General features: G+C 37.7%; 14 protein-coding genes. 5 read left to right on the top strand and 9 right to left on the bottom strand.

From position 1 onward, the window contains the following. Window positions 1-28: 28 nt before the first annotated feature. The 3 genes from DK861_RS00565 to rimO all read right to left on the bottom strand — a co-directional run bounded on the left by DK861_RS00565 (window position 29) and on the right by rimO (window position 3,833). On the bottom strand, window positions 29-994 hold the full coding sequence (locus tag DK861_RS00565; RefSeq protein WP_109398952.1) for a divergent polysaccharide deacetylase family protein: 966 nt from the start codon (window positions 992-994) through the stop codon (window positions 29-31). A 2-nt stretch (window positions 995-996) separates the two neighbouring features. Beyond that, on the bottom strand, window positions 997-2,289 hold the full coding sequence (envC, locus tag DK861_RS00560; RefSeq protein WP_109398951.1) for a murein hydrolase activator EnvC: 1,293 nt from the start codon (window positions 2,287-2,289) through the stop codon (window positions 997-999). Between the two features lie 215 nt (window positions 2,290-2,504). Then, a complete protein-coding gene (gene rimO / locus DK861_RS00555; RefSeq protein WP_109398950.1) occupies window positions 2,505-3,833 on the bottom strand; it encodes a 30S ribosomal protein S12 methylthiotransferase RimO in 1,329 nt (442 codons plus the stop codon). A 359-nt stretch (window positions 3,834-4,192) separates the two neighbouring features. On the opposite strand from rimO, the gene DK861_RS00545 reads away from it, so the two are divergent. The 5 genes from DK861_RS00545 to DK861_RS00525 all read left to right on the top strand — a co-directional run bounded on the left by DK861_RS00545 (window position 4,193) and on the right by DK861_RS00525 (window position 7,655). After that, the gene (locus DK861_RS00545) at window positions 4,193-4,630 is read left to right on the top strand and encodes a rhodanese-like domain-containing protein (protein ID WP_023583406.1); all 438 of its coding nucleotides are present in this window, start codon (window positions 4,193-4,195) and stop codon (window positions 4,628-4,630) included. Between the two features lie 69 nt (window positions 4,631-4,699). Further along, window positions 4,700-5,170, top strand: a complete 471-nt coding sequence (secB, locus tag DK861_RS00540; RefSeq protein WP_006534205.1) for a protein-export chaperone SecB — start codon at window positions 4,700-4,702, stop codon at window positions 5,168-5,170. Beyond that, the gene (gene gpsA, locus DK861_RS00535; RefSeq protein WP_006534204.1) at window positions 5,170-6,186 is read left to right on the top strand and encodes an NAD(P)H-dependent glycerol-3-phosphate dehydrogenase; all 1,017 of its coding nucleotides are present in this window, start codon (window positions 5,170-5,172) and stop codon (window positions 6,184-6,186) included. The genes secB and gpsA overlap by 1 nt, the downstream gene beginning before the upstream one ends. A gap of 90 nt (window positions 6,187-6,276) precedes the next feature. After that, complete coding sequence (gene cysE / locus DK861_RS00530; RefSeq protein ID WP_072064676.1) at window positions 6,277-7,098, top strand: serine O-acetyltransferase; 822 nt, start codon at window positions 6,277-6,279, stop codon at window positions 7,096-7,098. After that, complete coding sequence (locus tag DK861_RS00525) at window positions 7,098-7,655, top strand: serine acetyltransferase (RefSeq protein WP_109398949.1); 558 nt, start codon at window positions 7,098-7,100, stop codon at window positions 7,653-7,655. The genes cysE and DK861_RS00525 overlap by 1 nt, the downstream gene beginning before the upstream one ends. 71 nt (window positions 7,656-7,726) lie before the next feature. Here the strand turns inward: DK861_RS00525 and trmL are convergent, their stop codons facing one another. The 6 genes from trmL to DK861_RS00495 are packed head-to-tail and all read right to left on the bottom strand — an operon-like array spanning window position 7,727 to window position 13,308. Further along, window positions 7,727-8,230 carry a tRNA (uridine(34)/cytosine(34)/5-carboxymethylaminomethyluridine(34)-2'-O)-methyltransferase TrmL gene (trmL, locus tag DK861_RS00520; protein ID WP_006534201.1) on the bottom strand — a complete coding sequence of 168 codons (504 nt, stop codon included), beginning with the start codon at window positions 8,228-8,230 and terminating at the stop codon, window positions 7,727-7,729. Window positions 8,231-8,241: 11 nt separating this feature from the next. After that, window positions 8,242-9,408: a nucleotide sugar dehydrogenase gene (locus DK861_RS00515; RefSeq protein ID WP_109398948.1), complete on the bottom strand. Its 1,167-nt coding sequence runs from the start codon at window positions 9,406-9,408 to the stop codon at window positions 8,242-8,244. A gap of 60 nt (window positions 9,409-9,468) precedes the next feature. Continuing rightward, window positions 9,469-9,870: a WbuC family cupin fold metalloprotein gene (locus DK861_RS00510; protein WP_109398947.1), complete on the bottom strand. Its 402-nt coding sequence runs from the start codon at window positions 9,868-9,870 to the stop codon at window positions 9,469-9,471. After that, window positions 9,867-11,078 (bottom strand): glycosyltransferase family 4 protein, encoded by a 1,212-nt coding sequence (locus DK861_RS00505; protein WP_109398946.1) that lies wholly within the window; start codon window positions 11,076-11,078, stop codon window positions 9,867-9,869. The genes DK861_RS00510 and DK861_RS00505 overlap by 4 nt, the downstream gene beginning before the upstream one ends. Beyond that, the gene (gene wecB, locus DK861_RS00500; protein ID WP_109398945.1) at window positions 11,078-12,208 is read right to left on the bottom strand and encodes a UDP-N-acetylglucosamine 2-epimerase (non-hydrolyzing); all 1,131 of its coding nucleotides are present in this window, start codon (window positions 12,206-12,208) and stop codon (window positions 11,078-11,080) included. The genes DK861_RS00505 and wecB overlap by 1 nt, the downstream gene beginning before the upstream one ends. Then, complete coding sequence (locus DK861_RS00495) at window positions 12,208-13,308, bottom strand: NAD-dependent epimerase/dehydratase family protein (RefSeq protein WP_109398944.1); 1,101 nt, start codon at window positions 13,306-13,308, stop codon at window positions 12,208-12,210. Before DK861_RS00495 ends, wecB begins: the two co-directional genes overlap by 1 nt. Window positions 13,309-13,324: the final 16 nt, after the last annotated feature.

Below are 13,324 nucleotides of genomic sequence, written 5' to 3'. Positions count from 1 at the left end.
GAGCCTTAACAGGCTCTTTTTTATTGCGTTATTCTTTTATTTCACCCGTTTCGTTTGGAGTAGGCGTATTGGGTATTTTCTTTTTTTCTGATGAGCTAAATCCACTGGATAACGTATTAATTAGTGTACTTTTTTTCATCGAAATAATCGCTTTTTGTGCAGGTTTTAGCCAAGATGCAGGTTTTGGCTCTTGCGGTTGTTCTGTGGGGGGGACAACTTTAGGCGGTTCGGGTTGTATCGGTTTTTCTGACTGTGGATTTAATAGAGTACTTGGTGCAACCAGTTGAATATCAGCAGGTAATAAAGGCAACTGTTGTTGTAATGCCCTAACAGTCGAGGGATGAGGATGTCCGATAGCAATCGCAGAGCCATTTTTTCGCGCTAAAGCAATAGCACGATTAAGCTGTTGTCGGGTTTCGGCTTCCGTTTGCACATTATCTAAAAACACATGGCGACGTAAAGAGGGAACGCCCGCGGCTTTGGCAGCAGTGGCAGCTTGTGTATTACCAATGGTTACGCTATCTAAAAAATAGAGGTTTGAGTGATTAAGCGCTTTAATGACTCTATCCATCGCTTGTCTATCTGATGTCATCGCACTACCCATATGGTTATTCATACCGACAGCGTAAGGCACATTATTAATAGCATGTTGAATAATACGATTAATTTCAGCCTGATCCATAGATGGTTTTAAAGTATCGCGTTCTAGAGGTTGTTTGCTAATTGGCGCCATAGGCATGTGGATCAGGATTTCCCGCCCTTGTGCATGTGCTTTCGTCGCGATTTCTTTTCCATGAGGAGAATCAGGTAAAATAGCGATAGAAACGGCTGTAGGGAGTTGTAAAATCTGGTTATCTTCTTTTTTTCGATAACCAAAGTCATCAATTACAATGGCTAATTTGGCTGCAAATACAGGTGTACTTACAACCAGACTTAGCAACATTAAACTAAGTAAAAACGGACGCTTGCGTTGTAATGTGCCAAGTAATTTCAAACCTACCTCCCAAGCCAAGGAACAGGGTTTACTGCTTTTCCTTGACGTCTAATTTCAAAATAGAGTGCTGAACGCTCTTGCCCACCACTGTTACCAACTAAAGCAATAGGCTGGCCTGCTTTAACCTGTTGACCAACACTCACTAAAGCACTTTGGTTATAACCGTAAAGGCTCATATCACCTTTACCATGCTCAACCACAACCACTAAACCATAGCCTTGAAGCCAATCGGCTAATAACACTCGCCCATCAGCAATGGCTTTTACTTCTGTGCCTTGTGCAGCGGGTATGACAATTCCTTTCCAACGTAATTCACCAGAGCCAGAAATAGATTCACCAAAACGGTGTAATAAAGAGCCTCTTATTGGCCAAATTGCTTGTCCCGCAGGTTTACCTAAACCACCAGTACGTGACATCAATGATTGCTCTTCGGCTGTTGGTTTATAGGTTGAACCGCGCTGTTGAGCTTCTCGTTGTTTGGCTGCAATGCGTGCCGCTTCTCGGGCTTCACGTTCTGCGCGAGCTTTGGCTTCTCGCTCTGCTTGCGCAATTTTATTTCTTAATCGCGCTTCGTTAGCTCGCATAGTGGCTAAGTTTTTCTGATCCGCTTTTAAGGTGGATTCAAGTTGGGTTAGTGTTTTTTGTCGCGCGGCTAATGCGTTATCCAGCTTTTGTTTTTCTTGCTGTTGTTTAGTTAAGACTTGTTTTTGTTCGTTTTGTTTTTCTTGCTGTGCGGCTTTTTCCGTTTCCAGTTCTTTTGAGGTTTCAGCCAGTTCGGCCATTGTCTCTTTGCGCGCATCATTGATATAACTGTAATACGCTAAAATACGCTCTTCACGTTGGCCTTCTTCACCTCGAAATAGAAGCTCTATACCTTGATGTTTACCCTGACGATAAGCCGCATCCATTTGGCGAGCTAATAACTCTTGTTGAGACTGATACTGTTTTTGTAGACGTGCAATATTTGCGGTAATGGTTTTTATCTCTTTACCCAATGTTTGTAAGCGATTTTGTGTTTCATGCACAGAGCGACTGGCATTAGAGATTTGGGTTTCTTGCGTTTTTAATTGATTAAGAAGTGCAGTACGTTGCTTTTGCTGTTCTTGAACCTGTTTTTCTTTTTCTGCGATCGTGGTTTGTAGATCTTTTAGCTGATTACGATTATCTGTTAATGTATTAGCAAAAACAGGAGATGCAGAAAAGAGCGTTGTGCTAATGATCAACGTGATTAACGGTAAAGAAAATACACGATAAGACGGATGTGTTTTTTTTTGAAGATCCATTTTCTTTGCCATCTGACCAACGTACCTTTCATAACAGTTTGTAAGATTATTTCATGCCACAAAACAACTGACCAGCTAACACGAAATAAAGCCGAAATTTCAGATAATACCTAACAGGTAATCTATTCAATTAATAAGAGATTATAAAGCAATAATAGTGGAAGAGAGGAAAAAAGAGGCAATCTATGTGACAGCGCAATAGATTATCACGCTGTCTAAGATAGAGATTATTCGACGATAGTACCCCACAGATCATATTCATCTGCATACTCAATAAGCACACGGACGATTTGCCCTGGTTCTACATCAAATTGCTCATTGAGATAAACGGCACCATCAATTTCAGGCGCATCAGCCATACTGCGACCAATTGCCCCCTCTTCATCGACTTCATCAATCATAACAAGCAACACTTTACCGATTTTCTCTTGCAGACGTTCAGTCGAAATTTGTTGCTGTAATTGCATAAAGCGATGATAACGCTCTTCTTTCACTTCTTCAGGCACTTGATCTGCCAGTTCATTTGCTTTCGCACCATCAACAGGGCTGTATTTAAAGCAACCTACGCGATCTAAACGTGCTTCAGTGAGGAAATCCAACAACATTTGGAAATCTTCTTCTGTTTCACCCGGAAAACCGACAATAAAGGTAGAACGTAAAGTTAATTCTGGGCAAATTTCACGCCAGCGTTTTACGCGCTCTAAGGTACGCTCAACGGAACCTGGGCGTTTCATTAGTTTTAAAATCTTAGGGCTAGCATGCTGTAATGGAATATCCAAATAAGGCAAAATTTTACCTTCAGCCATTAAAGGAATGACATCATCGACATGTGGATATGGATAAACATAATGTAAGCGAACCCAAATACCTAATTTTGCCAGTTGTTCACATAAACTGACCATACTGGTTTTGACAGGCATTCCATCCCAAAAGCCCGTTTGATGTTTAGTATCAACACCGTAAGCAGAAGTGTCTTGAGAAATAACCAGTAACTCTTTTACGCCCGCATTAACTAATCTTTTCGCTTCACCTAATACTTCACCAATTGGACGACTATCTAAATCACCTCGCATTGATGGGATGATGCAGAAAGTACAACGATGATTACAGCCTTCAGAAATTTTTAAATACGCGTAATGACGAGGCGTTAATTTTACACCCTGTTCAGGAACAAGGCTGAGAAAAGGGTTGTGATCAGGTTTGGGGACATAGTGGTGAATATGAGATAAAACTTGCTCATAACTATGAGGCCCTGTGATTTCGAGTACTTTAGGATGCACTTCACGAATTTGGTTCTCTTTTGCACCTAAGCAACCAGTGACAATAACTTTACCGTTTTCATCGAGTGCTTCACCAATCGCTTCTAGCGATTCTTGTACTGCGCTGTCAATAAACCCACAGGTGTTGACGATGACTAAATCAGCATCATTATAGGTAGGAACAACTTGATAACCTTCTGTACGCAGTTCGGTTAGGATACGTTCAGAGTCCACTAAATTTTTAGGGCAACCTAATGAAACGAATCCAATTTTAGGCACTTGATTTGTTTGCGACATGCTCGTGTTCTCAATACTTTTAAATAAATAACAGATAGTTGTTGTATCTCAGACAGGTATAAATCTTACGTAATATGGGCGATTTTATACGTAAGTAGCCACTATTAGGGATGTTGATTTATTAATAGCTTGCCTGAAGAGGGATCCTGTAGAGTAAAAAGGTAAGGCCTTTTCAATTCATCATTTTTCACGGAACCGGCACTAATGGTACATAAATCCGTCAATAAAAAAAATGATTGTTGAGAAACTTTCCGCAAAAATAGAAAGAGAAAAGCAGGAATAGGCTGTAATTGCGCCATGACAAAGGTATACTTTGGCTCTTTGATACTATTTTTAACCAACGAGAGTGATTGCATCCTATGCTGCAAGAAGTAATGCAATTTTTCAACCGGCACACCCTGTTAAGTTTTGTTTGGGTTGCGCTGCTGGTGGCGGTCATCGTATTGACCTTTAAAGGGCTTTTTTCTAAGACGAAAAATATTTCCCGTACAGAAGCGATTTCTTTGATAAACAAAGAGAATGCGGTGTGTGTTGATATCCGTAGCCGTGATGAATTCCGTAAAGGACACATCATTGATTCTATCAATTTAACGCCTTCTGAAATCAAAAATAATAATATTGCTGAGCTGGAGAAATATAAATCACAGCCAGTTATTGTTGTATCACCGTCAGGCATTGAAGGTGCAAAACCGGCAGAAAGCCTAATTAAACTCGGTTTTGAAAAAGTCTTTATCTTAAAAGATGGTCTTTCAGGCTGGAGTGGTGAAAATTTACCACTGGCTAAAGGTAAAAAATAACGAGCGGGCAGATTGAGTTCTATACTTACTGCTATTCAATTAATAAGGATATAAAAAGGTAAGATTATTATGTCAGAACAGCAAAACCAAGAGATGACTTTTCAAATTCAACGTATCTATACAAAAGATATCTCTTTTGAAGCGCCTAATGCCCCACAAGTTTTCCAAAAAGAGTGGCAACCAGAAGTTAAATTAGATTTAGATACTTCTTCTAACACTTTAGCTGAAAACGTCTATGAAGTTATTCTGCGCGTTACTGTAACGGCAACTATGGATAACGAGACTGCATTCCTGTGTGAAGTGCAACAAGCAGGTATCTTCACCGTTGAAGGTATTGAAGGCACTCAATTAGCACATTGCTTAGGTGCATATTGCCCTAACGTTCTGTTCCCTTATGCTCGTGAATGTATCACTAACTTAGTCAGCCGTGGTACTTTCCCACAACTGAACTTAGCACCAGTTAACTTTGATGCGTTGTTTATGAACTATTTACAACAGCAACAAACTGATGCCGCTAATGAAGGGGCTGAAGAAGCTTAATGAACGCTTCTATGACAGTTATCGGTGCCGGTTCATACGGCACCGCTTTAGCGATTACCTTAGCGCGCAATGGCCATGATGTTGTACTTTGGGGCCATGATCCTGAACATGTTGCTGCGTTAGAGCAAGCTCGCTGTAATCAGGCCTTTCTGCCCGATGTTTCCTTTCCTGATAGTTTATACATGGAAGCTTCTTTGCAAAAAGCCATCGAAGCTAGCCGTAATATTCTGGTTGTGATCCCAAGCCATGTTTTTGGTGATGTATTACAGCAGATCAAACCCTTTTTACGTCAGGATGCACGTGTTGTTTGGGCGACAAAAGGACTTGAGGCTCATACTGGTCGCTTATTGCAAGATGTAGCGCGTGAAGTATTAGGTAATGAAATCCCGCTTGCAGTTTTATCTGGCCCTACTTTTGCCAAAGAGCTTGCAGCAGGTCTGCCTACTGCGATTTCTGTGGCTTCAACGGACAATACCTTCTCTGAAGAGTTACAACAGTTGTTCCATTGTGGCAAAAGTTTCCGAGTATATAAAAATCCTGACTTTATCGGTGTCCAATTAGGTGGTGCGGTAAAGAACGTAATTGCTATTGGCGCAGGTATGTCTGATGGTATGGGGTTTGGTGCTAATGCGCGTACAGCTTTAATTACTCGTGGCCTTGCTGAAATGAGCCGCTTAGGTAAAGCGTTAGGCGCAGATGCTGCAACCTTTATGGGCATGGCGGGGTTGGGTGACTTAGTTTTAACCTGTACCGATAACCAATCTCGTAATCGTCGCTTTGGGATGATGTTAGGTCAAGGCCTTGATGTGGAGACTGCCCAAGAAAAAATTGGACAAGTAGTTGAAGGCTATCGTAATACTAAAGAAGTTCGCGCATTAGCCGAACAAGTTGGTGTTGAAATGCCTATTACTGAGCAGATCTACCAAATTTTATATCAGCATAAAGACGCGAAAGAAGCGGCATTATCTTTATTAGGCCGAGCTACTAAAGATGAGATAGACAGCAATCTGTTCTAAGTCTATTTTAGATAGTTATTTATTTCTGTTTTAAACATAAGAAGCCTAAGTATTTACTTAGGCTTCAATGTAAAAAGAATGAGAGTGAGTATGTCGCTAGAAGAGCTAAAAAGAGTCTGGGATCATATTAAAAATGAAGCAAGATGCTTGGCAGATTGCGAGCCAATTTTGGCGAGTTTTTTCCATGCGACATTACTCAAACATGAAAACTTAGGTAGTGCCTTAAGTTATATGTTGGCAAATAAGCTAGCAACTCAAACAATGCCCGCGATTGCTGTTCGGGAGATTGTTGAAGAAGCATATCGTAGTGATAATTCTATGATTGAATCGGCAGCTTATGATATTTCGGCTGTGCGTTTACGCGATCCTGCCGTTGATAAATACTCTACACCACTGCTTTATTTAAAAGGTTTCCATGCCTTACAAGCTTATCGCATCGCGCATTGGTTATGGAATCAAGATCGCAAAGCGTTAGCGGTGTATCTGCAAAACCAGATTTCGGTGACCTTTGGTGTTGATATTCATCCAGCCGCCCGTATTGGCCACGGTATTATGCTTGATCACGCAACAGGCATTGTGATTGGTGAAACCGCTATCGTAGAGAACGATGTTTCTATTTTACAATCTGTGACGTTAGGTGGAACAGGTAAAACTTGCGGTGACCGTCATCCTAAAGTGCGTGAAGGTGTAATGATTGGTGCGGGTGCAAAAATACTCGGCAATATCGAGATTGGTCGCGGTGCCAAAATTGGTGCGGGATCAGTCGTTTTACATGAAGTTCCTGCGCACACTACCGTTGCTGGTGTTCCTGCTCGCATTGTGGGTAAACCAACAAGTGATAAGCCTTCACTCGATATGGATCAACACTTTAATGGTGTCGTACCCGGTTTTGAATGTGGTGATGGCATTTAATGGCATTAACTGAAGTCACTCTTTCTGAACTAAAGGCTTGTTTACACGCTGAGTATATTGGTGATAACAAGCCTTTTAGTTGGATAAGACTTTATCACCGTGTTTTTTTCTGCCAACGTTCACGTTATCTATTTTGGTGGCGTGTCGCCCAATTCTTTTATTTTTCTAAAAATCGTTTTATCAAAAAATTAGGCATTCGTATTGGTGCTAAAAACAATCGTCAATATTGCAACGATATCTCACTAAGAACGCGCATAGGTAAAGGCCTTTCATTACCACATCCCATAGGGATCGTACTAACTAATTACTGTCAGCTAGGCGAGAATGTGACGTTAATGCAAGGTGTGACAATCGGTGTAAAAGAAAAGAATGGCAAAGCGGATATTCGAGTGGGCAATAACGTTTATATTGGTTGTAACTCATCGATTATCGGAGGAGAGATAGAGATTGGTGATAATGCAGTGATTGGTGCTCATGCATTAGTACTGAAGGATGTAGGGGAAGGGTGTCGATATATCACGAAGGTTGTTGCTGAAATAAAACAATCCTCAATGTAATAAATTAACATGTTAGTTATTTGAAGTTAAAAAAGCGCTAGTCATTATTTATGATCAGCGCTTTTTGCATTTCAGTCTCTTAATAACGCACCAGGATAACCAAGTTGGCGCCATGCCTCAAAAACCACAACCGCAACCGTATTTGACAGATTCATACTACGGCTATCAGCAAGCATTGGGACTCTGATTTTCTGCTGTGTTGGCATATTATCTAATACATAAGGCGGTAAACCACGGGTTTCAGGGCCAAAAAGAAGATAATCTCCATCTTGATAACTGACATTGCTATGTGCTGGCGTGCCTTTTGTGGTTAAGGCAAATACACGCGCACCTGATGGTGATTGTGCATTATCAGGGTTTAAACCTTCACTTTCTAAAAAAGCATAATAATCGTGGTGCTGTTTAATATCAGCAAATTCACGATAATCAAGCCCTGCACGACGTAGACGTTTATCATCCCAAGTAAAACCCAATGGTTGGATCAAATGAAGATGAAAGCCTGTGTTAGCACACAGGCGGATAATATTACCCGTATTCGGTGGAATTTCGGGTTCAAATAAGACGATATTGAGCATATAAAATCGATTTAATCGTTACCAAAGAGGTCACGAGTATAAACTTTTTCTTCAACATCGTTTAGTGCTGATGACATTCTATTGGTAATAATGACATCAGACATTGCTTTAAACTCATTTAAATCACGAACTAATTTTGAATTAAAGAAGGTCTCTTCTTTCATCTCTGGTTCATAAATCACCACTTCAATTCCTTTGGCTTTAATGCGTTTCATAATGCCTTGGATAGAAGAAGAACGGAAATTATCAGAGCCAGATTTCATAATTAAACGATATACGCCGACGATTTTGGGTGATTTAGCGATAATAGAGTCTGCAATAAAATCTTTACGTGTGCGGTTAGCTTCGACAATTGCACTAATAATATTATTAGGGACAGAGTCGTAGTTGGCTAACAGTTGCTTGGTATCTTTTGGTAAGCAGTAACCGCCGTAACCGAATGATGGATTGTTATAGTGGTTGCCAATACGCGGATCTAAGCAGACACCTTCAATGATTTGTCTTGAGTTCAGTCCATAAGATTCGGCATAGCTATCTAGCTCATTAAAGTAAGCAACACGGAGTGCTAGATAAGTATTAGCAAATAATTTAATCGCTTCGGCTTCTGTGGAGTCAGTGAACAGAACATCAATATCTTTTTTCAGTGCGCCTTGTTGTAAAAGGTCAGCAAACTTTTGTGCTCTTTCTGATTGTTCACCAATCACAATACGAGATGGGTATAAGTTATCGTAAAGCGCACGACCTTCACGTAAGAACTCAGGGGAGAAAATAATATTATTGGTATTATATTTCTCTCTCATCTCTTTAGTAAAACCAACAGGAATGGTTGATTTTATAATCATTGTCGTGTTTGGATTATATTCTAAAACATCACGAATGACAGACTCTACAGAAGAGGTGTTGAAATAGTTCGTTTTAGGATCATAATCGGTTGGTGTAGCAATGATAACGAATTCAGCATCTTTATAAGCGAATTCTTTATCTAATGTTGCTGTAAAGTCGAGCTCTTTGGTTGCTAAAAACTCTTCAATTTCTTTGTCTGTAATTGGCGAGATTTTTTTATTAAGTAATTCAACTTTTTCTTTATTGATATCTAACGCAACAACTTTGTTGTGTTGGGAAAGAAGTATCCCGTTAGATAGACCGACATAGCCGGTACCGGAGATGGTGATTTTCATAAATAGACCTTTAAGATTAACCTAATTTGATAGGTATATTATAGATAGTAAGCGGATCTATTAAATTAAGAATTTTTTAGCATAATTGGGATCAAAAGGACCTTCTTTTACTTCCAACATTAATGCTTTTTGAGAAATGCATTTAATACTGTGTATTTCATTTGGCTCTAAGTTGACAATTGAAATACTAGTATTTTCTCCTGCTAAGAAACTTTCTTTTACTTCCCCAGAATAGTTATATAGCGTAATTTCAATTTGTCCTTCCAAAATAATAAACATTTCCCATTGATGGGGCAATTCATGATAATGAGGATCAACATAACTATCTTTAACTAAAGCAATGAGAAGGCGTTGAACTTTGTCTTCATGGGATTTATGCAATAGTAAATGAGAACGTAACCGCTCTGATTTTTCGGCTTCGCTATATAAATTATCTAATAATATTTTATCAATATATTTCATTTTAATGACCTTAGCCTAGTTTCAATTGTTTCTGCTATTGAGGTAACTGAAAATTCTTTACACAATAGAGAATAGGCATCATGACCACACTTTTTTCGTAGTTCTACATCAAAATGGAGTTTTTTAGCAGACTCAAATAAATCATCATCTTCACCATTTATATGAATAAAACCAGCATTCTCGTTATTTATTAATTCTTTTAAGTCATTACCAGAATTAACACTACCTAAAATAGGAATATAATTTGCCATATACCCTAATAATTTCCCAGGGAAATTATGGGCTGAATGATGTGCAGCAAGAGAGAATAAGCCAATATCAATTTCTTTAAGGATTAATTTAAATTCTTCTTGGTCAACTGAAGGTAAATAATTAAAATTACATAAATTCCATTTCTTAGCTAAATTATTAATTAATTCAACTTCATCGCCTTGTCCAATAAAAAGAAAATGAGCATCAGGATAAGAACTCATTTTCTTTACTAAACGCATCAAGTTACCCATATCTTGGGCATGACCAATATTCCCACCATAAAAGAAAATGGTTTTATTCTGTAAATTTAAAGATTCACGTATTGAAATATAATCATTAGACTTAGCCGTGCTTTGAGTAGTATTTGCCCAATTTCTCAAAATTTCACATTTGAAATCTTTGTTTTTTTCATGTTGATAAAAATAATCTAGATTTTTTTGAGACATTAAGCCAATTATTGATGCTTGCTTATAAGAATAATTTTCAAAAAAGCGGAAATATTGTTCGATAAAAGAACCTTTCTTCAAAATACCAGCATCGATAATCCATTGAGGGAATAAATCTCTTAATATTAAATAAGCAGGGCAGTGGCATTTTCTCTTGAGATTATTAACTAATTTTCCCCAAAATATGGAGGGAGAATAGTAAATTATTCCATCAAAGGAATTTTTATTAACTAAAGGCTTGATTGCTTTCCAAGCATTATAAGAAAGTAGTGACTCATTAATTGCTCTAGGTATTTTTTTTATATCTTTAATTGGACCATTTTTAAAACGCCAAAGGGTAACACCATCTAAGCTATCAACGATTAAACGAGAAGATTGATTTTTATCTGGTGTAATTACAGTAATGTGATGACCATGGGACTGTAATTCTAATGCTAACTCATGAAACATTTTTGCCCCAACACGAGTGCTATGGGGCAAATAATCATCAATGATGAGTGCTAATCTCATTAGTATTCTTTCCAGACAACTCTTTTCACATAGTCAGTGTAAGAATGTATTATTCTTACAACCTTATCTGATACATTAGGCATACTATAATCAGATACTTGGCGTAATAGGCGTTCATTTCCTCTTGGTTGTGATGAAAGGATATTTAATGCTTGAAGTACTCGATCACATTCTAAACCCACCATCATTACGGATGCTTCTTCAAAGCCTTCTGGTCTTTCATGAGCTTCTCTAATATTGAGGGCAGGAAAATTCATAATTGAAGATTCTTCTGTAATAGTCCCACTATCAGACAAGACAGCTTTTGCATATTTTTGTAGATGGTTATAGTCATGAAACCCTAAAGGTTTCAATAATTGAATATTGTTATGGAAAGTAATTCCGTGGTCATCGATTCTTTTTCTGGTTCTTGGATGGGTTGACACGATAACAGGTAAATCATATTTTTCCGCAATAGTATTTAAAATGTTAACTAACTTCATTAAATGCTTAGGTGAGTCAACATTTTCTTCTCGGTGAGCGCTTACAACAAAAAACTTTCCAGACTCTAAACCTAATTGAGATAACACCTTAGAGTTATCAATTTGTTCCATATAATGCGAAAGCACTTCAAACATAGGACTACCTGTTTTGATAACACGATCTGCGGGTATCCCTTCTGAAAGAAGATATTGGCGTGCAATATCACTGTAGGTTAAGTTAATATCAGCAGTGTGATCAACAATACGTCTATTGGTTTCTTCTGGTACTCGTTGATCAAAGCAACGATTACCAGCTTCCATGTGAAAAATAGGTATTTTACGTCTTTTGGCTGGTATGGCTGAGATACAAGAGTTTGTATCACCTAAAATAAGTACAGCTTCTGGTGATACTTTTTCTAAAACTTGATCAACTTTTATAATGACATTACCAATCGTTTCTGCAGCATTAACACCAGCAGCATTTAAGAAATAGTCGGGTTTTCTAACACCTAAATCTGTGAAAAAAATCTCATTTAATTCGTAATCATAATTTTGCCCAGTATGAACAATTATATGTTCACAAAATTGATCTAATTTTATTAAAACTCTAGACAGACGAATAATTTCTGGACGAGTACCAACAACGGATACAACTTTTAATTTTTTCATTACAAAGGTCTCGCTATTGTATCTGGAAGTTCTTTATTAAAAATTTCATTTGCCCATAACATGACAACTAATTCACTATCAGCAATATTTGTAATGTCATGAGACCATCCCGGTACTGTTTCTACGATTTTATACTCGTGGTCTGAAACAATTAACTCGTACTTTTCACCTGTAATGATATTCTCAAACTTAAATAAAGCCTTTCCTTTAATAATTAAGAATTTTTCTGTTTTAGTATGATGATAATGTCCCCCGCGAGTAATACCTGGATGTGCAGTAAAGAAAGAAAATTGGCCACTATTTTTTGTTTTAAGCATTTCACAGAAAACACCTCTTTGATCCCCATAATGAGGAACTGAATAAGTAAATTGCTGAGGTGAAAGATAACTTAACCAAGTGGAATATAATGCTCGAGTAAAACCAGTACCCACATTTTCTGTAATTAATGTCTTGCGACTATTTTTAAAAGAATAAAGTAAATCAGCGACTTCACCGACGGTTGTTTCATAAATAGGTGAAATATTTTGAAAGCCTACTTTATTATTGCCATTTAATAGAGAAATCAACTCATTACATAGATCATCAATATAAATTAGAGAAACTTTAGCTGTAGGTGAGTTTATTATTATATCAATGTCATTTGCGATATTATTGCAAAAGGTTGCAATAAATGAGTTATAATTGGGTCTACACCATTTGCCAAAAACATTCGGTAACCTATAAATGTAATAATTTGCATTGGTTTTCAAACCATACATTTCTATATGATTTTCTGCTAATTTTTTACTCTCACCATATTTATTATCACTATTTACTTGAATTGATGAACTCAGCATTATTGGTGTTTTCTTCTTATTTTTAATAAGAAAATGAGTAATTTCTTCAGTTAAAGATGCATTACCTTCATGAAACTCTGATTCATTTTTAGGTCTGTTTATTCCAGCTAAATGAAAGATAAAGTTTGCATTGTTCAGACCTAGTTCTAAATCATGTTTAGAACTATTACGATCTATTTTTATTAGTTCAAAATTATTTTCTGCTAACCGGGTACATAAATTTTTACCAATAAAACCGTCAGCTCCAGTGACTAGAATTTTCATATTAGAATAGCCTTAA

Source organism: Proteus sp. TJ1640 (assembly GCF_003144445.1).
GTDB classification, from domain to species: domain Bacteria; phylum Pseudomonadota; class Gammaproteobacteria; order Enterobacterales; family Enterobacteriaceae; genus Proteus; species Proteus penneri.
Note: the sequence above shows the minus strand (reverse complement) of the source record. Positions and strands in the feature narration are given on the sequence as shown.

Coding starts and splice junctions, on each gene's coding strand:
- envC (WP_109398951.1), bottom strand. CDS start 2,289: ATGGCAAAGAAAATGGATCTTCAAAAAAAAACACATCCGTCTTATCGT.
- rimO (WP_109398950.1), bottom strand. CDS start 3,833: ATGTCGCAAACAAATCAAGTGCCTAAAATTGGATTCGTTTCATTAGGT.
- DK861_RS00545 (WP_023583406.1), top strand. CDS start 4,193: ATGCTGCAAGAAGTAATGCAATTTTTCAACCGGCACACCCTGTTAAGT.
- secB (WP_006534205.1), top strand. CDS start 4,700: ATGTCAGAACAGCAAAACCAAGAGATGACTTTTCAAATTCAACGTATC.
- gpsA (WP_006534204.1), top strand. CDS start 5,170: ATGAACGCTTCTATGACAGTTATCGGTGCCGGTTCATACGGCACCGCT.
- cysE (WP_072064676.1), top strand. CDS start 6,277: ATGTCGCTAGAAGAGCTAAAAAGAGTCTGGGATCATATTAAAAATGAA.
- DK861_RS00525 (WP_109398949.1), top strand. CDS start 7,098: ATGGCATTAACTGAAGTCACTCTTTCTGAACTAAAGGCTTGTTTACAC.
- trmL (WP_006534201.1), bottom strand. CDS start 8,230: ATGCTCAATATCGTCTTATTTGAACCCGAAATTCCACCGAATACGGGT.
- DK861_RS00515 (WP_109398948.1), bottom strand. CDS start 9,408: ATGAAAATCACCATCTCCGGTACCGGCTATGTCGGTCTATCTAACGGG.
- DK861_RS00510 (WP_109398947.1), bottom strand. CDS start 9,870: ATGAAATATATTGATAAAATATTATTAGATAATTTATATAGCGAAGCC.
- DK861_RS00505 (WP_109398946.1), bottom strand. CDS start 11,078: ATGAGATTAGCACTCATCATTGATGATTATTTGCCCCATAGCACTCGT.
- wecB (WP_109398945.1), bottom strand. CDS start 12,208: ATGAAAAAATTAAAAGTTGTATCCGTTGTTGGTACTCGTCCAGAAATT.
- DK861_RS00495 (WP_109398944.1), bottom strand. CDS start 13,308: ATGAAAATTCTAGTCACTGGAGCTGACGGTTTTATTGGTAAAAATTTA.